Origin of the sequence: Chroococcidiopsis sp. [FACHB-1243] (genome assembly GCF_014696895.1) — a bacterium.
Taxonomy (GTDB): Bacteria; Cyanobacteriota; Cyanobacteriia; order Cyanobacteriales; family Chroococcidiopsidaceae; genus Chroococcidiopsis.
This window is the reverse complement of the sequence record NZ_JACJQX010000013.1, coordinates 96982-114797: the sequence shown is the minus strand read 5'-3', so window position 1 is coordinate 114797 and position 17816 is coordinate 96982. Positions and strand designations below refer to the sequence as shown.

Genomic DNA, 17816 nt, shown 5'->3' with positions numbered 1-17816 from the left:
GTAGGAATTCTGAGCTAGTTATGAAAAAAATTATATTTTACTGTCAATATCTGAGTGGTATGGGACACTTAGTTCGTAGCTCAGAAATTGTGCAAAGCTTAGCAAAATATTTTCAAGTTTACTTTATTATTGGTGGTCCTCAAATTCCAGGTTTTGAGCTACCAATACAAGTAGAAGTTATTCGATTACCTGCTCTGTGGCTAGAACAGGGAAAATTTACAGTTGGAGATAGTTCATTTACTGTTGAGGAAGTGAAAGAAGCTAGAAAAAATATCTTAATTGCAGAGTGCGATCGCATCAAACCTGACTGTTTAATTACAGAATTTTTTCCTTTTGGTAGACACAAGTTACTCTTCGAGCTAATTCCTTTAGTCGAACATCTAAAAGCGACAAGTCCTAAAACCAAAATTGTTTCTAGCTTGCGTGACGTTATCGGAAAAGAAAGTGCCCCTGAAGAGGAGGAAACAATTTGCAATCTAATGAATCAATATTTTGATTTGTTACTCTTTCATGCCGATCCTCACTTTCAAACTTTTTCGGACAGTTTTGCTAGATACAAAGAAATTAAGGCTGAAATTGTTCACACAGGATTTGTTACGCAAAAACCAAAAATTACTTATACACCTTTTGAAGAATTATGGGGTGAAGTTAGTTTAGATACCGTCAAAATTGTAGCAAGTATAGGCGGCGGTAGAATCGGCTACGAGGTGCTTGAGATCCTGATTAGATCGAGTGCGATATTGAATCAGAAACTACCGCATGTTATTAAAATATTTACTGGATCGTTTATGCCAGTGGAGAAGGTAAAACAGTTAAAAAAATTGGCAGGCGATCGCGACAATATTCAAATTGAAAATTACACCCCAAAACTACTTGAATACATGCAGACGGCAGATATTTCTATTAGTCTTGGTGGTTACAACACTACAATGAATATTCTGAGTACGGGTGTCCGTGCCATTATAGTTCCCATCGGTCACGAGCATGTAGATAAAGAACAATTACACAGAACGCGAAAATTAGAACAATTGGGAATTGTCAATAGCATTCATCCTCAAGACTTGTCACCTCTATTTTTATCTGAAAAGATCGGTGATTGCTTATCTAAAAAAACATTAAAGAATTCAAAGATTTTCGATCTTCAAGGAGCTGATAACACAGCCAAGTTTCTCAAAAGGTTTCTCAATTCTCAGACTGTTGCTTTGAGTCTTGTTTAATTGCCAATATTTAACCTACCTTCTATCGCTCTACTTTCTTATACGCACCACTAATTAAAGGAGAACTACTAAATGGGTCAGCGCCCTAAAGAAAAAGATTTAAGAGGAGTCATACCAGGTCTTTTGCGGATTTTGAGAAAATTTTCCCCCTATATCCGTAAGCAAAGATTCACAATTGTTGGTGCTTTTTTTGCTTTATTAATAGAAACAGGTCTACGATTACTAGAACCTTGGCCTCTAAAGTATGTTTTTGATAATATTCTAATTCCCGCTCATAATAACTCCACGAATATTCCTAATAGCTTTGGACTCAATCCAGTCATGCTGCTGACTTTCTCAGCCCTAGCAATAGTTGGTATTACTGGACTGGGTAGCATGGCAGCATATTTGAGTACCTATGGTATGTCCTTGGCTGTTGTAGAGATATTATCTGAGGTACGTGGTAGAGTTTTCGATCGCTTACAGCGTCTTTCTCTTTCCTTTCACCAACAACATAAAAGCGGTGACTTAATTACTCGCGTCACGGCTGATATTGAAAAGATGCGGTTGGTGACGATCAAAACTGCTCTACCTTTATTGACCAACATTATCTCTTTACTAGGAATGTTGGCAATTATGTATTGGCTGAACTGGGAATTAGCATTAGTCGCAACAGCAATATTCCCACTTCTAACTTTGCTCACGAGTAAAACAATCGGTCGTATTCGTAGTTTCGCCAAACAACATCGCGATTCTGAAGGTGTTTTAGCAGCGACAACGGGTGAAACTATTGGCGCGATTAAAGTCGTACAAGTTCTCTCTTTACAGGAGATGCTACATAGCATTTTCGCAGCGCAAAACCAAAAAAGTTTAGATGAGGCGATCGAATCTTTAAAACTTTCAGCAGCATTAGAAAGAACGGTGCAAGTCCTAATGGCAGTAATTATCGCCGCAGTCTTGTGGCGCGGCTCCCATGTAGTTTTGCACAAGGGACTTACTCCTGGCGAATTATTAGTATTTATGACTTATTTAAAAAATGCTTTTGAACCAATGCGAAAACTTTCCACTCAAGTCGGGCAGATTGCTAAAGCGACGGCTTCTGGTGAAAGAGTGGTGGAGTTATTGGACTACGAACTCAACGTGCGTGACTTACCAAGGGCAAAAAAAGCACATCCTTTCTTTGGGGCAATCCGGTTTGAAAATGTCTCTTTTGGCTACAGTACAGGTAAGGAAATATTAAAAAATGTTAGCTTTGCCGTTCAGCCAGGGCAACAAGTAGCGGTGGTGGGTCCTTCTGGAAGTGGTAAATCGACTCTTCTGAGTTTAATTCTCCGCCTGTATGACCCTGATTCCGGTCGAATTTTAATTGACAGTCAAGATTTACGCGAATACACCCTAGATTCGCTGCGGCAGCAAATTAGCGTAGTTTTGCAAGATAGCGTTTTGTTTGCAGTTAGCGTACAAGAAAATATTGCCTACGGGAAACTAGGATCTTCTCGCAAAGAAGTAGAACAAGCCGCCCGTCTTGCTAATGCTCATGAATTCATCATGCAACTGCCCCAAGGCTACGATACAGTTTTGGGCGAACGGGGTGGAACCCTATCGGGCGGACAACGACAAAGAATTGCGATCGCCCGCGCGGCGATCCGTCAAGCGCCGATTGTGATTCTGGATGAACCGACTACAGGTTTGGACAGTGCTAGCGAACAAATTGTCAACGCAGCCTTAGAAAAACTCACTGAGGGGCGGACGACATTTACAATCTCCCACAATCTCAGAGCAGTGCAACACGCAGATATCATCCTCTACGTTGAGGGAGGCAGCATTTTAGAACAGGGGACGCATAGCGAACTCATGCGTCTGGGCAGACATTATGCCACCTTGTACCAGATGCAAAGCATTATCGATAGCGAGCAAACAGGAGACACTTATGCGATCGAAGCATGAGGAATATCGAGCAACCCGCGTTATCTTAGTACGCCACGGGCAGAGTACTTACAATGCTCTCGGTCTTTATCAAGGTAGCAGCGATGAGTCAGTATTAACTGAAGTAGGGCGCACAGACGCGCGTTCAACTGGCAATTTTCTTAAAGGAGTGGTATTTGATGCTATCTACTCCAGTTCATTGAAACGAGCGCAAGAAACCGCCCGAGAAATTATAAAAGTCATCTCCCCCCATATCCAATTAAGCATAACAAACAAGTTACGCGAAACCGATCTTCCGGCATGGCAAGGGTTGTCATTTCAATACGTGCGCGAAAACTTCGCCAAGGAATATCGCCTTTGGAAGCAACACCCCCATGAGTTTTGGATGGAATTCTCTGGAAGTGTGGAGAGACAAGGGAGACAAGGGGGACAAGGGAGCAGTGTAGCGCCAGCATTGACTGTCAACCGTCAACTGTCTTCACGCAGTGTAGTGTCAGCGTTGACTGTCAACCAACAACCAACAACCAACAACCAACAACCACTAAAATTCTTTCCTGCCCTGGATTTATATCAAAGGGTGCGAGAGTTTTGGCAAGAAATATTACCGCGCCATAGGGGACAAACCGTTTTACTCGTGACTCATGGCGGAACCAACCGCGCTTTGATAAGTACAGCTTTAGGAATTACACCCGATCGCTATCATTGCATTCAACAGTCTAACTGCGGCATCAGCGTTCTAAATTTTCCTGACGGTTCTCTGGAGTCAGGGCAATTGGAAGCAATGAATTTAAATACTCATGTAGGAGAACACTTACCCAAGCCTCAAGAAGGGGGTAAAGGCTTACGGCTGTTGCTCGTACCTTCTGGGACAAATGCAGCACAAACTCAAAACATAGCTAGGTTTCTCAAACAAGTGCGAATTGACTTTAGCCTCAATAGCATACTTGACTCCTACCACATTACGGTGCAACAAATTCTGCAACACCATCCAGAAACAGTACAGTTTGAGGTATTGCGAGAAGATATTCCCGAAGCTTGGCAAGTAGTCATTGGTAAAAGAAGTAAAGCTAGCTCCAAACAGTTGACGACTGGTTTAGTCATAGCAAGCGAAGATGCGATTGCTCGTTTAATCGGTCATGTTTTCGGCATGAATTCAGAGAGTACGGAACGAATATTAGTCAAAAAAGGAACGATGAGTTGTCTGCAATATCCGGGCGATCGCCATCCGCCAATTTTACAGGCAATGAATATTTTAACGACTCAAAGTGACTTGATTCATAAATCAGATGTAGGGTGGGCAATGCCTACACAGATATTTATTTAATTAAGTTAAAATGTCTGATTCGCAAATGACCAATGACTAATGACCAATGACACAACTATGAAAATTGCATTCATTGTTTGGCGCTTTCCAATTTTATCAGAAGCCTTTATTCTGAATCAAATTACTGGTTTAATCGATCGCGGTCACGATGTCCGCATTCATCCAGTTAATGGATTACCTAAAAACTACACGGGTAAGATACATCCTGTAGTTGAAGAATACCAGTTAATGAAGCGTACTTATTTTCCGCCAACAGTACCAGAAAAGTTTTTTCCTCGTTTGATTAAAGGGTTAGGTTTATTTCTGAAGAATCTAAATCGAGGTTCTTGGAAAACATTACAATTTTTTCAGCCCGGTAAATATGATGCAGAAGTCGCAACGTTAAAATCTTTTTACAGAACTGTCGCGTTACTTCAAGATGGATCGTATGACATCATTCATTGTCAATTCGGTACGCTAGCGCCAATTGCTCTCGCTTATCGCGACGCTAATATTATTCAAGGTAAGTTAATTACTACATTTCGCGGCATTGATATTAGTAAATACGTTCAAGAAAACGGTGTTGATGTCTACGATCGACTCTTTAGAGAAGGTGAGTTTTTCTTAGCAAATTGCGAATTTTTTCGCGATCGCGCGATCGGTTTAGGCTGCGATCCAACAAGAATTATCGTTCATGGTTCGGGATTGGATTGTAGTAAATTTACTTTTAAGCCGCGTCATTTTCCCACTAATGGAAAAATTAAAATTGTCACAACAGGACGCTTGGTTGAAAAGAAAGGAATAGAATATGGTATTCGTGCCATTGCTAAGTTAGTCAAAACTTGCTCGAATCTTGAATACAATATTATTGGTGACGGTGACTTAAAAGCCTACTTTGAGCAATTAATTAGCGAATTAAATGTTAGTCACGTCGTTAAATTACTAGGTTGGAAGCAGCAAAAAGAAATTATCGAAATTCTCAATGATTGCCATATTTTTATGGCTCCTAGTGTCACGGCATCTGACGGCAATCAGGATGCACCAGTCAATACATTAAAAGAAGCAATGGCAATGGGTTTGCCTGTTATTAGTACTAGACATGGTGGCATTCCCGAATTAGTTCAAAATGGCATATCTGGATTCTTGGTTCCAGAGCGCGATGCTGACGCGATCGCCACAAAACTCGAATTTTTAATCGAACATCCTGAAGTTTGGCAAAGTCTGGGGAAAGCTGGTCGAGACCGAGTAGAAGCGAAATACGATATGAACAAATTGAACGATGAGTTAGTAGCAATTTACGAGCAAATGTTAGATGAAAAATTAAATCGAAAAACTTCAGTCCAGAACCTTCAAAAACTCATGCATGTTTAGAGCGATATTTTTACAAAAGAAAAATTTTACTAAATATGAAAATCGCGTTTTTTGTCGCTCGGTTTCCTGTTCTATCAGAGCCATTTATTCTCAATCAAATTGTTGGCGCGATCGAGCGCGGTCATGAAGTTGATATTTATTCCCTAGATGGCGCTCCCAAAGATCTATCTAAAGTGCATCCTTTAGTCGAACAATATCAACTATTAGAACGAACTTTTTACGCACCAAATCGACCCGATAACGAGCTATGGCGTTGGCTGAAAGGGTTGAGTTTACTAGCAGTTAATTTCTACAAAAATCCTTTGGTATGCTTGCAATTGTTGAATACTTCTCGATATTTGAGTCAAGCGAAATCGCTGAAGCTACTTTATCGAGCGATACCATTTCTTAATAAGAAATCGTACGATGTCATTCACTGTCAATTTAGTACTTTGGGAGTGTTTGGCGTGTGGTTTCGTCAACTCGGATTAATTGAAGGAAAATTAATCTCCACGTTTCGAGGTGCAGATATTAGTAAATTCTTACCCAAGTGGGGCGATCGCGTTTATCAAGAAGTCTTTCAAGAAACAGATTTTTTCTTGGCTAACTGTGAGTTTTTTAAAAATAAGGCAGTTACTTTAGGATGCAATTCAGACAAAATTCACGTCCACGGTTCGGGAATTGATTGTAGTAAGTTTGCTTACCAACCTCGATTTTTTCCTGCTGATGGCAAAGTGAAAATTGTGACGACTGGACGTTTGGTAGAAAAGAAAGGAATTGAGTATGCGATCGCCGCAGTTGCTAAAGTCGCTCAAACTTATCCAAATATTGAATACTACATCATTGGTGATGGAGAACTAAAAGCAGACTTAGAGCAATTAATTACTGGATTGAATGCCGAGCGTACTATCAAATTATTAGGCTGGAAGCAACAAAAAGAAATTGTAGAAATTCTCGATACTTGTCATATTTTTCTGGCTCCTAGTGTGACCGGAGCTGATGGTAATCAAGATGCACCAGTCAATACATTAAAAGAAGCAATGGCAATGGGTTTACCTGTTATTAGTACTTTACATGGCGGCATTCCAGAATTAGTAGAAGATGGCGTATCTGGGTTTTTAGTTTCAGAACGAGATGTTGAGGCGATCGCGCAAAAATTAAGCTACCTCATTCAACATTCAGAAATTTGGCAGCAAATGGGTTTATCTGGTCGAGCGCAGGTAGAAGCAAAATATGATATGGATAAGCTAAACGATGAATTAATTGAAATTTATCAACAAGTATTAGATTCAAAAATTCCCCAACACTCTTTGACAGATCGAAGTTTATTATTAACAGCAAATCATTAATACGGAGGAATCGCTTGTAATGAAACCTATAGTGACAATCGTTGTCGTACCTCGGGAGCGTTTTAGCTGTACTCAGGCATCTTTAGAAAGCATTTACGCACACACAGATTTCCCCTTCAAGTTAATTTATGTTGATGGAAATTCTCCAGCAAAAGTACGAAAATATCTGGAAGCTCAAGCCCAAGAAAAATGTTTTGAAATTATTCGCACGAATTACTACCTTTCTCCCAATCATGCACGTAACATTGGTTTGAGTCGTGTCGATACTAAATATTTGGTTTTTGTTGATAACGATGTCATAGTTTCTCCAGGCTGGTTAACAGCTTTAGTTGATTGCGCTGAGGAAACAGAGGCAACTGTAGTTGGTCCTTTAATGTGTGAAAAGCAACCGATTCACAAAAGGGTTCACTTTGCAGGTGGAGAAAGCCGCGTTGTTACTGATGTGAAAGGCAGACGACATCTACGCGAGAAAATGTACAAACAAGGTCATAACGCGTTGGAATTGCGTTCTCAATTAAAGCGGACTCAAACTGAATTGGCAGAATTTCATTGCACTTTAGTTCGCAGAGAAATCTTCGATCGCATTGGCTATCTTGACGAAGCTATGCTCAACACCAAAGAACACCTTGACTTTTGCATGACTGTGGCACAAGTGGGAGGTACGGTCTATTTTGAGCCAGATAGCTTAGTGACATACGTACCGGGTCCACCTCTAGAATGGACGGATTTGCATTTTTATATGCTGCGTTGGAGTGACGCTTGGACTTTAGGCAGCTTACAACGCCTACGCGAAAAGTGGAATTTATCGGAAGACGGTTATTTCCAAACCAAGTATAAAAAATTGGGAGTCAGACGCATTGCCACAATTATTAAACCCTTCGTGCGTCAGGTAAGTTTTGGATTTGAGAATAAGCCGTTGAAGCGAACCATGAAAAAACTTGACCGGAAATTCAATCGCTATCTGAGCGATCGCTATGCCAAAATGTTGCCACAACGTAAACTGGAGCTACCACCAATTCAGAAAGTAACAACGCCAGAGTTGGCTAAAGCGTGAATAAAATTGGTAATGGGTAATTGGTAGTCGGTTCTCCCCTGCTCCCTGCTCTCTGCTCCCCAACACTAATTCATGCCTGAAAAATTACCGAAAGATTATTAGCTGGCATGGCATAAGTCTTAACTAGGGAAAGATTTTCGCTGCGTGCAACTGCGATAACATCATCCAAATCGCGCACGCCCCATTCTGGATTTTGTGCCTGTAAACTTTCATCAAAAGCAGCATTGCTGGGTGCAGTATGCTGACCCGCCTGCTTGAAGGGTCCATACAAGTACAAAATACCCCCTGGTGGCAAAATTCGCCTTGCTCCTGCCATCAATCCCAGACAAGCCGACCAAGGGGCAATGTGAATCATGTTAATGTTGGCGATCGCCACAATCGGATCGCGTTGAAAATCTATATTATGTAAAGATTCTGGCAGTTCGTCCCTTTCTACCACCCAAACCGGATCGCTAGCATCTAACGCCAGTGGTGGATACAAATTATCTGTCGGACAAGATTCTCGCCATGCTGCAATGCTCTCTCGTGCTAAAGGATTTGGATCGGACGGAATCCAATTCCGCGGGTGAAGGTGAGGGGCAAAATAAACTGCATGTTCTCCCGTACCGCTGGAAACCTCTAACACCGTACCTGTAGAAGGCAAAACTTGCAGCAGTACTTCCAGAATCGGCTTGCGGTTGCGTTGGGTAGCAGGAGCGTATTGTCGTCGGCTACTTGAATCGTTCATAAATTGTTCGTGTAGGTTATGGGGCGATCGCTAACATTAATTATTTCAGCATGACTTTCAACATGACATCTGTGCTAACAATGCCGTACCATAAGCCGCTTCCGCGTGCGCTGACTGCGCCACAGGCACGCCTAAATGTCTAGCGCGAATTTGACTCCAAACAGCATTTTTCGCCCCGCCTCCAGCTGTGTAGACGCATCTCAAAGGGGTTGCCCCGAGCTGCTGCAATAATTGATATCCCCGTGCTTCGATCCGTGCCATACTCTCCAATAATCCGTGTAGAAACTCAACCGGATTTTCTGGACGAGGTTCTAGTCGCGGTGGCAAATGAGGATCGTTAATTGGGAAGCGATCGCCTGCTTTGAGCAAAGGATAGTAATCTAGGGGACTTTCGTAATTAGGATCGATCTCACTGCTTAGTGTTTCTAACTCTGCATCTGTAAAAAAGTGCCGTAACACAGCTCCACCAGTGTTAGAAGCCCCACCAGTCAACCACAAATCGCTCAGTCGATGACTGTAAATTCCAGAACGAGCATCTTCCACCCGCGTCTGACTGAGTAATTTGAGTACCAAGGTCGAACCCAACGATGTGACAGCTTCTCCAGGGGAATTTGCTCCACTAGCCAGAAACGCAGCAATACTATCTGTCGTCCCAGCACGTACCACGCAGCCTTGCGGCAACTCCAACCGCGATCGCACCTCTGCCGTCACCTCTCCTACAGGTGTGCCAGGAGTAAGTACCTGGGGCAAATTTGGCAGTGCAGGCAATTTCAATAACCAATCAGGATAACATAACCGTTCCACGTCATATCCCAACTTCAGAGCGTTATGATAGTCACTCACTCCTAGCTGTCCGTGCAATAAAAAACCCAGCCAGTCAGCTTGGTGTAAAAAATATATTTCTGTAGGGGCGCACAGATGTGCACTTCTACAAGCTTTTTGCCACCACAACAACTTTGCCAAACTGGACGTAGCGCCGATCGCTACGTGATGGGGAGGAGCGATCGCGCGTAGTTTGTCCATGACAGCAATGCCGCGATCGTCGTTATAGAGTATTGGGGCAACAATTGGATTGCCCGTCGCGTCACACAGTAGGACGGTGGAAGAAGTCCCATCAATCGCGATCGCCCCGATCTTCTGTCGTAGTTCTAAGGGCAGTTGCTCTAGTAAGCAAAACAATCCCGTCTCCCATTGGGTGGGTGCAGTTGCTAATTTTGCCTCTGTAAAAACATGCTTGGCTTCTGCCAGAGTCTTGCCTGCGGCATCAATTGCCACGGCTCTAGCGCCAGAAGTCCCAAAATCGATTCCCAGAGAAATCATCAGTTGTTAGGGGTTAGGGGAAGAGAGCTGCTCATGAGCTGAGGAAGCAGGGGAGCAGAGGCGCAGAGGAGCAGAGGCGCAGAGGAGAAATTATTAGTCAGGAGTCACTAGTCACTAGTCACTGGTCACTGTCACCCCACACCCTATTTACTAAGAGTTGTAACAAGCTATTCCCCTGATGAGGGAATTCATTTGAAATTATGAAACTATCTGGTAAGAATACTTTGTGACTAGGAGGCTTTTTAATGAATATATCAGATACTCAAGTTTACGTTGCTCTCATAGTAGCGTTACTACCTGGTCTACTAGCTTTTCGGCTAGCTACCGAACTGTATAAGTAGAAATTTAGGTACATTTGTTAACTATGACATCGTGAGGCAGAGACTACTGGTTTGTTTGTTAACTGAACAAACACTCATAGTTAAACTGCTTTAAAGCTGAGTTTTGAGTCAGGGGATCGCTCCTCGACTCAAAACCCCATCTCAAATCATTTAAATTAGTTTGAATCGAGCTTCGATTGCATAACATCTACCAACTAGCAAAACTCCGTTTCGCGATCGCCAGCTAGTTACTCTATACGTCGGCTGTTAACCTCCAAACGTCCTCCCTACTGATTTACCGTATATTCACTAGTATTAATTGTGCGATGGTAAACAGTTTTGGCTACGTTTGCGTAAAACTACGGTTGAGAGCCAGCGCAGAGTGAGAGTAAGGTTTTGGGGATTCTTTGTATCAAAGTGAACAAAAAGCACAATCTACAAACTGTATAAGCCTAGTTGTTTCATCGCCCCTTTTGAGCAATTATGAACGCCATTCAACCGTCTAGACCACCTCTACAGCCACAAAAGACTCGTCGCCAAGATCGCCGCAGAAAGCCCATACAGCGCCAGCAGCGCCATCCCAATCGCACGTTAGTTTTAGAAAATACGGCAAAACTATTTGCTAACTGTGCCATTTCTGCTATAACGCTGTATGGTTTGATACAGTTAGCGCCTTATCTTTGGTCGCAGCAGCAAAAATCGAATGCAATTAATACCGAAGTCAAGCAGATAGAACAGCGCGTCGGTCATTTGCGTCAAGACCTCAACCGCTACTTCGATCCCCGTCAAAGCCATTCTTTGATGAAAGAGCAAAATAACTTAATCGAGCCAGGACAGCGCCAAGTCTACTTCCTCGACAAATCTAGATAGCAATTGACGATAGCAATTAGCCGCCAGAACTACCACTAATTGTCAATCGTTAATAATTGGTTTAACCAAGTTTCCACCTGAGTGCGTAAACGCATAGCAGGATCGGCATTGGAGCTGTTGTGCTGTGGTAACAGATCTAAAGCACGGCGATAGTCAGATATGCAGCAGTTCCAATCGCCCCATAAATGATAAGTCCGACCGCGTTCGGCATAAATATGTCCTTCTAGCTGTCCTAGTAACAGTGCCAGATCGAAACTTTCAATTGCCTCTTCATAGCGTTCCAGATCGCGCAGAGTAATGCCTCGGTTGAGTAACGCCCGCACGTAGCTAGGATTAAGATCTAGAGCGCGATCGTAGTCAGCCAATGCAGCGAGAAAGTTTCCACAGGCGGCGTGATAGTTAGCCCGATTGTTATAAGCTTTTGCTAAATTGGGATTCAGTTCTAGAGCGCGATCGTAGTCAGCGATCGCCTGTTGGAGTTGACCAGCCTGGAAGTATACTAATCCCCGATTGTTGTAGTCAATCGCATTTCCAGGGCAGCGATAAAGCAGTTGGCTCAACAACGCGATCGCGTCGGCATAGTTTCCCTGCTGCGATTTCTCCGCAGCACATGCACGTAAGTATGTATCGGATAAGGCTAGTTCTGGTTGCCGTTTACCAGTTTTGGAGGCTATTGGCGACTGATTAGCCATGCCACTAGTATTACGTTGATGACGGCATTTCCGATTCTTTTTATCTGCTTCTAACGATTGGCTTCTCATGATGGTTGCTGGGCTGTTGAGCCACAAGCTCTATAAAATAAACTTATAATTATCTAGACTCTATCTGCTGTATCTTTGTGGCACTTACTTAGGTGTCTTCGCCTAGACTTTTTTATGTCAAGCATTAGTAGCCCCTAAGTCGATGCTCACACTCTATGATTCTCACTTCATACTGGATCATTCATCTTTCCGCAGATAAATTCCAGAAGATTTAGGAATTAGGTATCAGGTATCAGTTATCAGTTATCAGTTATCAGTGAAGAGTGGTAGTTGGTAGTTGCTCCCTTGTCCCCCTTGTCTCCCTTGTCCCCCTTGTCCCCCTTGTTCCCCTGCTCTCTACTCCCTACTCCCTGCTCCCTTTTCTTCAATACGTTCGACAAGTTGATAAAATGCAAGCACGGTGACTGCTGTGTTTGGATTTTTGAGAGAATTTTGTTATGACTACTGCTACTGTGTATGCCAACGCGCCCGAACTATCCCCAGAAGACTACGTTGCGATCGGGCTAGCAACTTGCTTTGTGAAGGAAGAGGGAGAAGTGCGCGAACTAGAAATTATCGAGCCGATACCCTCTGCTGCTTTAGAAGCGATCGCTAAAGGTATTCCCACATCCTACAAACTGGTTAGCGCTACAACCCTGGGAACGGTTTTAGCTGGGGACAAATTACAGATACCTGCTGGTTTTCCCACCTCAGCCCAATTTAGCGACGACTTCGGACAACGGGCGATCGCTGCTGCTCGTACTTACAAGAGCCGTACTGTTGCTAAGGCTCTCATTCCTCTCGGCACAACTCGCGAAGATTTTAATTATTCCACAGAACGCAAGCGCGTGCTAAACACGAAACGAGTTGTTAGTAAAGACGATAATGTGAAGCAGCACGCCTACACCCATCAAGTTCTGTGATTGTTGAGTTTTATAACAGCATTTGAATCTTTAAAATATGCTCAAACTTTATGGTGGTGCTTTTAGCCGTGCCGCGATCGTTCAATGGTATTTGGAAGAACTAGAAGTTCCCTACGAATTTGTCATGCTGGATATGAAAGCAGGAGAGCATCTCCAGCCAGAATATCTTGCCATCAATCCTTTTGGTAAAGTTCCAGCAATTGTAGACGGAGATGTCCGACTGTGGGAATCTGGGGCAATTCTGGCGTATCTTGCCGACAAGTACGAAAAAGCCGAGCTGTCCTTAGCAGAACGCGCTCGGCTGAGCCAATGGATTTTATTTGCTAATGCCACACTGGGACCAGGAATTTTTGTGGAAGCAAACCGCGATCGCGAAATGCCACGTCTGATGACTACTCTTAATCGAATTCTAGAGCAGCAATCTTATTTGCTCGGTCAACAGTTTAGTGCAGCTGATGTCGCGGTCGGCTCTATCTTAAGTTACATTCCCATCATGTTAAAGCTAGATCTGAGCGAATACCCAGCAGTTGTTAGCTATGCCAAAAGACTCGCCGAACGTCCGGCATTTCAAAAGTCAATTGGCTCTCGCCGTGGTGGGTGAAGAAAAGTAGCCTTCACAGTCTGTCTCATTAAAATTGGTTGAACAATTCATCTGAAAAAAATAGCAGGGTAGACGATGCCTATCCTGCTTCCACGTATTAAGAGTTAGCTCTGCGTTTAGCCCTAGCTTATCTAAAGCCAACAGCCGCTTGCCAAACAAAAGCTAGCAGCAAGAAAAATAGAGGAATCAAGGGCAGAACGTCAACTAGAGGATCTAGGATGGAATATGCTTCCGGTAGTTTTGCTAACAATAATGCGGCTTCCATACTTAAATTTTCCTTCTCAACACAGCTTTCAGAATTGACATGCATCTTAACATGAATCAGTTATCAGTTGTCAGTGAATAGGGAGCAGGGAGCAGGGAGCAGGAGCAGGGAGCAGTTAATCATCAACCGTCTTCACGGAGTCGCAGCGTTTACTAACAACTAACAACCATCACCTGTCTCTTATCTCCTCAGTTCTCCTCAGTTTTGACTTCTGACTTCTGACTTTTGACTTGTCCTTATTTCCTGTTCCCTAAACGAAATTCCTGACAAGACTGGTAGCAATTATCAGGATCGTAAATATGACAATGAGACGTAATCTCCTGCATGAGAGACCAAGAAAAGTTGGATTCTGGGTGTAAATAAGCACCCCAGTTTTGCTGTAGGCTGCGATAAGCTTGCCACAGTTTGTAGGAAGGAATTGCAGTTGAAATGTGGTGGGGGATATGAACGCTGATATCGTGGCAGAGAAATTCTACCCATTGGGGATAATTACAATGAACTGTACCTGACAACTGCGATCGCGCCGCGTTCCATTCATGAGGATGATAGAAAGGAATATCTACAGCTGTATGGTGTACCAGAGTAAAAGTACTCATCCAAAAATGATAAACCAACCAAGGGATAAACCAAAATTTGATGACTCCCCAGAAACCAGTGGTAGCGAAAAGTAGTGGAAATGCGATCGCGGCAAAAACAATGACTAACAAAGCTGAGAATCTGACCTGTTCGCGCTGTTTCCCTTCAAATCGAGTCCAGTTAAAGTGTAATGCTCCCCAGTGTAAGGTAGAAGCCATCCACCAGAATTCACCCCGCATCAGTCGATAACCCAATTGTCCGAGAGAACCTAAACTAGCATAAAATTCTGGTTGAAAAGGTTGCCATGCGTTGTCTTCACCGATTTTATTAGTGTGTAGGTGGTGGTGATTGTGTAAGATGCGCCAGCTATGAAAAGGGTAAATTAACGGTAATAGTAGCGTATGCCCTACTAAATCGTTAACCCAACGACGTTTAGCAAACGAACGATGTCCGCAATCGTGGGCAATCACAAAAAAACCGGTCAACGCTGTACCGGTAAAAATCCAAACAAAGGGTAACAAATACCAAGGCGCGATCGCTAAACCTACATAACCCACCACAACCATAAAAATATTAATGAATACCTGCGACCATGCTTGCAGGCGATCTCGTTGAAAGCACTCCTTTGGTATGGTTTTGAGAATATCTTTGAGACGTATTTCAGGATTGAAGGAACCATAAGTTGATTGTTGAGGTTGTGGAATCAGTGTAGTCATGAACACCTGTAAGAAACGATACCAATTGCTAACACACCACTAAGTTGATAGCGTGCTGATAGTTTTGCGATCGAACTGCTTCGGAATTATATCAACCTTAAGTACCCTAGAAAAAGGGGCATTTATATAGATGAAGTCGCGCATTCGCAAGTCAGAAGTCGAAATTAACTGCTCCCAGCTCCCAGCTCGTCCCTGCTCCCTTGCTTCACTGATAACTGAATTTGCTTTCCCATTATGACCAAATCGCGCTCTACACCGTCAAGATTGGCAACCTGGGGTAAATATCCCCAACGCTGAAAGCCAAACGCATCAAATAGTTCTCTGCTGGGCTGGTTATGGGCAAAAATGAAACCTAATAGAGTCTTTAACTCCAAGCTGGGGCTTTGCTCGATCGCGTAAGATAGCAATTGTCGTCCCACGCCACAGCGACGATAGCTAGGAGCAACATATATACTTACCTCCGCAGTTGCTTTATAAGCTGGTCGTCCATAAAAAGATTGAAAACTCAGCCAGCCAGCTATAGCTGCATCAATTTCTAACACCCAAATCGGACGCTCCACTGGAGAATGGGCAAAAAACCAATCCGTGCGGCTTTCTACAGATACGGGTTCTAGATCGGCTGTTGCTAATCGGTCGGGAATTGCAGCATTGTAAATCGCGACAATTTCTGACAAATCGGCAACCACTGCATCGCGAATCGTTCTCATCACCTCTTCACCCCTCATCTATTTGGGCGCACAACGCTTGCGTTTCCCACTTCCCATTTTCTACTCCCCACTCCCTAATAAAGGTGCAGCTGCCAATAGCGTTTGGGTATAAGGATGCTGAGGATTGTTAAAGATAGCTTGAGTAGTATCGATTTCGACAATCTGACCGCTATTCATCACAGCAATGCGATCGCATAAAAATCGAGCTACCCACAAGTCATGGGTAATAAATAAATAAGTTAAATCGAACTCTTGCTTTAACTCCAGCATTAAATCGAGTACCTGAGCTTGAATGCTAGCATCAAGCATACTGACAGGTTCGTCACAAATTATCAGTCGCGGACGAGTAATCAACGCACGGGCGATCGCGACTCGCTGCTGTTGTCCGCCAGATAGTTCGCTAGGATAGCGGCTGTAGTAATTCTCCAATGGAACTAGTCCGACTCGCTTCAGCATTGCCATCACCTGCTCTTTCGCTTTTGCAGGATTAGCTATGTGATGAATGAACAAAGGTTCGGCAATGTTCTGTCCCACTGTCATTGTTGGATTAAGACAAGCATGGGGATCTTGGAAGATCATTTGCATTTGTCGTCGAGAAAGGCGCAGATCTTGTCGCGACAAAGTAGTTAAATCCGTGCCTTGCCACTCTACTTTTCCCGATGTAGGGCGAACTAGCTGTAATATTGTCCTAGATAAAGTACTCTTACCACAACCCGATTCCCCAACTAATCCCAAGATTTCCCCAGGGAAAAGTTCCAAATTTATTCCATCTACAGCCTTAATTGTCTGGTCTTCAGCTTTAAACAACCGCTCGATAAAATTGCGTTCTAAGCTGTAATGCTGTTTGAGATCGGTGATTTTGAGAATCGGTAATGGGTCGTTGGTAGTTGGCAGTTGGTAGTTGGTAGTTGCTGAGTGGCTGGAATTGCTTCCTTGTCCCCCTTGTCCCCCTTGTCCCCCTGCTCCCTGCTCCCTGCACCGAAACGCTCCCTGCTCCCCATGAATATGCAAAGCCGCCTGCAAGAGCGATCGCGTGTATTCGTGTTGGGGTTGCCGAAATACTGTTTGGGAGGAACCAGTTTCGACTAATTCTCCATCGTGCATTACGCCAATGCGATCGCAGTATTCTCCCACCAGCGCCAGATCGTGAGAAATCAATAACAAAGCCATGTCCCGCTCGCGACATAGGCGCATCAGTTCTTTTAAGATTTGCGCCGCTACAGTTACATCTAAACTAGTTGTTGGTTCGTCGGCAATAATTAGTTTGGGATCGAGCATCAAAGCTAGGGCGATTGCCACCCGTTGGCGCATTCCACCGCTAAATTCATGCGGGTATTGATGAGCGCGATTTTCGGGAATATTCACGGCGGCGAGAGTAGCGATCGCTTTATCCCTTAGTTCTCGTTCTGAGAGTTGGGGTTGGTGCGCCCTTAAAGTTTCCACGCAGTGCTTGCCAATCGTCATCAGCGGATCGAGGCGCGTCATTGGATCTTGAAATACCAGTGCTACTGCTTCTCCACGAAATTGTCGCATCTGGGTAGGCGTGAAATCTAATACCGATCTATCCTCAAACATCACCTTGCCATTCACTCGACTAGCATCTGGCAACAGGCGCATTACAGCCCGCCCTAAAGTCGATTTACCACAACCTGACTCCCCCACCAGCCCCAGGCGTTCGCCCCGTTGCAGCGTCAAAGATACGCCGTTAACAGCCCATTGCAGGGACTCCCTATCTTTTTGCTGTGGATAGGCAACTTTGAGATTATCGATATCTAGTAGAGCTTGGCTCATATGATCGGTTATCAGTTATTGGTGAATCAATTTTAGATTGTGGATTTTGAATTGGTCATGGGTAATGGGTAAGTCGTAGGTG

General features: G+C 43.7%; 18 protein-coding genes. 10 read left to right on the top strand and 8 right to left on the bottom strand.

Going from position 1 to position 17816, the window contains the following annotated elements; genetic code table 11:
- Positions 1-20 precede the first annotated feature (20 nt).
- From H6G17_RS12050 to H6G17_RS12020, 6 genes are all read left to right on the top strand, one after another.
- Positions 21-1217 carry a glycosyltransferase gene (locus H6G17_RS12050; protein ID WP_192157360.1) on the top strand — a complete coding sequence of 399 codons (1197 nt, stop codon included), beginning with the start codon at positions 21-23 and terminating at the stop codon, positions 1215-1217.
- 72 nt (positions 1218-1289) lie between these two features.
- Entirely contained in the window at positions 1290-3143 is a 1854-nt protein-coding gene (locus H6G17_RS12045) for an ABC transporter ATP-binding protein (RefSeq protein ID WP_192157358.1), read from the top strand.
- Positions 3127-4446 (top strand): histidine phosphatase family protein, encoded by a 1320-nt coding sequence (locus H6G17_RS32580; protein WP_199316666.1) that lies wholly within the window; start codon positions 3127-3129, stop codon positions 4444-4446. The genes H6G17_RS12045 and H6G17_RS32580 overlap by 17 nt, the downstream gene beginning before the upstream one ends.
- 57 nt (positions 4447-4503) lie before the next feature.
- A complete protein-coding gene (locus H6G17_RS12030) occupies positions 4504-5796 on the top strand; it encodes a glycosyltransferase (RefSeq protein WP_192157424.1) in 1293 nt (430 codons plus the stop codon).
- 35 nt (positions 5797-5831) lie between these two features.
- Complete coding sequence (locus H6G17_RS12025) at positions 5832-7124, top strand: glycosyltransferase (protein WP_192157356.1); 1293 nt, start codon at positions 5832-5834, stop codon at positions 7122-7124.
- A gap of 19 nt (positions 7125-7143) precedes the next feature.
- Positions 7144-8178: a glycosyltransferase gene (locus H6G17_RS12020; RefSeq protein ID WP_192157354.1), complete on the top strand. Its 1035-nt coding sequence runs from the start codon at positions 7144-7146 to the stop codon at positions 8176-8178.
- Positions 8179-8248: 70 nt separating this feature from the next.
- On the opposite strand, the gene H6G17_RS12015 is transcribed toward H6G17_RS12020, so the two are convergent.
- Both H6G17_RS12015 and H6G17_RS12010 read right to left on the bottom strand, forming a co-directional pair.
- Positions 8249-8905 carry a DUF938 domain-containing protein gene (locus H6G17_RS12015; RefSeq protein ID WP_192157352.1) on the bottom strand — a complete coding sequence of 219 codons (657 nt, stop codon included), beginning with the start codon at positions 8903-8905 and terminating at the stop codon, positions 8249-8251.
- A gap of 57 nt (positions 8906-8962) precedes the next feature.
- The gene (locus H6G17_RS12010; protein ID WP_192157422.1) at positions 8963-10228 is read right to left on the bottom strand and encodes an FGGY-family carbohydrate kinase; all 1266 of its coding nucleotides are present in this window, start codon (positions 10226-10228) and stop codon (positions 8963-8965) included.
- A gap of 242 nt (positions 10229-10470) precedes the next feature.
- Between H6G17_RS12010 and psaM the strand changes: the two genes are divergently transcribed.
- Positions 10471-10566 (top strand): photosystem I reaction center subunit XII, encoded by a 96-nt coding sequence (psaM, locus tag H6G17_RS12005; RefSeq protein ID WP_192157350.1) that lies wholly within the window; start codon positions 10471-10473, stop codon positions 10564-10566.
- A 462-nt stretch (positions 10567-11028) separates the two neighbouring features.
- Positions 11029-11415, top strand: a complete 387-nt coding sequence (locus H6G17_RS12000; RefSeq protein WP_192157348.1) for a hypothetical protein — start codon at positions 11029-11031, stop codon at positions 11413-11415.
- A 35-nt stretch (positions 11416-11450) separates the two neighbouring features.
- On the opposite strand, the gene H6G17_RS11995 is transcribed toward H6G17_RS12000, so the two are convergent.
- Both H6G17_RS11995 and H6G17_RS33135 read right to left on the bottom strand, forming a co-directional pair.
- Complete coding sequence (locus tag H6G17_RS11995; RefSeq protein ID WP_192157346.1) at positions 11451-12176, bottom strand: tetratricopeptide repeat protein; 726 nt, start codon at positions 12174-12176, stop codon at positions 11451-11453.
- A gap of 239 nt (positions 12177-12415) precedes the next feature.
- A complete protein-coding gene (locus H6G17_RS33135; RefSeq protein ID WP_206757156.1) occupies positions 12416-12571 on the bottom strand; it encodes a hypothetical protein in 156 nt (51 codons plus the stop codon).
- 42 nt (positions 12572-12613) lie between these two features.
- Between H6G17_RS33135 and H6G17_RS11990 the strand changes: the two genes are divergently transcribed.
- Positions 12614-13078, top strand: a complete 465-nt coding sequence (locus tag H6G17_RS11990; protein ID WP_192157344.1) for a hypothetical protein — start codon at positions 12614-12616, stop codon at positions 13076-13078.
- A gap of 37 nt (positions 13079-13115) precedes the next feature.
- Complete coding sequence (locus H6G17_RS11985) at positions 13116-13679, top strand: glutathione S-transferase family protein (protein WP_192157342.1); 564 nt, start codon at positions 13116-13118, stop codon at positions 13677-13679.
- A gap of 127 nt (positions 13680-13806) precedes the next feature.
- On the opposite strand, the gene H6G17_RS11980 is transcribed toward H6G17_RS11985, so the two are convergent.
- From H6G17_RS11980 to H6G17_RS11965, 4 genes are all read right to left on the bottom strand, one after another.
- The gene (locus H6G17_RS11980; protein WP_039714828.1) at positions 13807-13944 is read right to left on the bottom strand and encodes a photosystem II reaction center protein K; all 138 of its coding nucleotides are present in this window, start codon (positions 13942-13944) and stop codon (positions 13807-13809) included.
- Between the two features lie 236 nt (positions 13945-14180).
- Positions 14181-15236 carry a fatty acid desaturase gene (locus tag H6G17_RS11975; RefSeq protein WP_192157339.1) on the bottom strand — a complete coding sequence of 352 codons (1056 nt, stop codon included), beginning with the start codon at positions 15234-15236 and terminating at the stop codon, positions 14181-14183.
- A gap of 164 nt (positions 15237-15400) precedes the next feature.
- The gene (locus tag H6G17_RS11970) at positions 15401-15943 is read right to left on the bottom strand and encodes a GNAT family N-acetyltransferase (protein ID WP_192157420.1); all 543 of its coding nucleotides are present in this window, start codon (positions 15941-15943) and stop codon (positions 15401-15403) included.
- Between the two features lie 60 nt (positions 15944-16003).
- Positions 16004-17734 carry an ABC transporter ATP-binding protein gene (locus tag H6G17_RS11965; protein ID WP_192157337.1) on the bottom strand — a complete coding sequence of 577 codons (1731 nt, stop codon included), beginning with the start codon at positions 17732-17734 and terminating at the stop codon, positions 16004-16006.
- Positions 17735-17816 lie beyond the last annotated feature (82 nt).

Excerpts from the sequence above, each read along its gene's own strand:
- H6G17_RS12015 (WP_192157352.1), bottom strand. The coding sequence starts at position 8,905 with ATGAACGATTCAAGTAGCCGACGACAATACGCTCCTGCTACCCAACGC.
- H6G17_RS12000 (WP_192157348.1), top strand. The coding sequence starts at position 11,029 with ATGAACGCCATTCAACCGTCTAGACCACCTCTACAGCCACAAAAGACT.
- H6G17_RS11970 (WP_192157420.1), bottom strand. The coding sequence starts at position 15,943 with ATGAGAACGATTCGCGATGCAGTGGTTGCCGATTTGTCAGAAATTGTC.
- psaM (WP_192157350.1), top strand. The coding sequence starts at position 10,471 with ATGAATATATCAGATACTCAAGTTTACGTTGCTCTCATAGTAGCGTTA.
- H6G17_RS11980 (WP_039714828.1), bottom strand. The coding sequence starts at position 13,944 with ATGGAAGCCGCATTATTGTTAGCAAAACTACCGGAAGCATATTCCATC.
- H6G17_RS12020 (WP_192157354.1), top strand. The coding sequence starts at position 7,144 with ATGAAACCTATAGTGACAATCGTTGTCGTACCTCGGGAGCGTTTTAGC.
- H6G17_RS11995 (WP_192157346.1), bottom strand. The coding sequence starts at position 12,176 with ATGAGAAGCCAATCGTTAGAAGCAGATAAAAAGAATCGGAAATGCCGT.
- H6G17_RS12050 (WP_192157360.1), top strand. The coding sequence starts at position 21 with ATGAAAAAAATTATATTTTACTGTCAATATCTGAGTGGTATGGGACAC.
- H6G17_RS11990 (WP_192157344.1), top strand. The coding sequence starts at position 12,614 with ATGACTACTGCTACTGTGTATGCCAACGCGCCCGAACTATCCCCAGAA.
- H6G17_RS11965 (WP_192157337.1), bottom strand. The coding sequence starts at position 17,734 with ATGAGCCAAGCTCTACTAGATATCGATAATCTCAAAGTTGCCTATCCA.
- H6G17_RS11985 (WP_192157342.1), top strand. The coding sequence starts at position 13,116 with ATGCTCAAACTTTATGGTGGTGCTTTTAGCCGTGCCGCGATCGTTCAA.
- H6G17_RS11975 (WP_192157339.1), bottom strand. The coding sequence starts at position 15,236 with ATGACTACACTGATTCCACAACCTCAACAATCAACTTATGGTTCCTTC.
- H6G17_RS32580 (WP_199316666.1), top strand. The coding sequence starts at position 3,127 with ATGCGATCGAAGCATGAGGAATATCGAGCAACCCGCGTTATCTTAGTA.
- H6G17_RS12030 (WP_192157424.1), top strand. The coding sequence starts at position 4,504 with ATGAAAATTGCATTCATTGTTTGGCGCTTTCCAATTTTATCAGAAGCC.
- H6G17_RS12025 (WP_192157356.1), top strand. The coding sequence starts at position 5,832 with ATGAAAATCGCGTTTTTTGTCGCTCGGTTTCCTGTTCTATCAGAGCCA.
- H6G17_RS12045 (WP_192157358.1), top strand. The coding sequence starts at position 1,290 with ATGGGTCAGCGCCCTAAAGAAAAAGATTTAAGAGGAGTCATACCAGGT.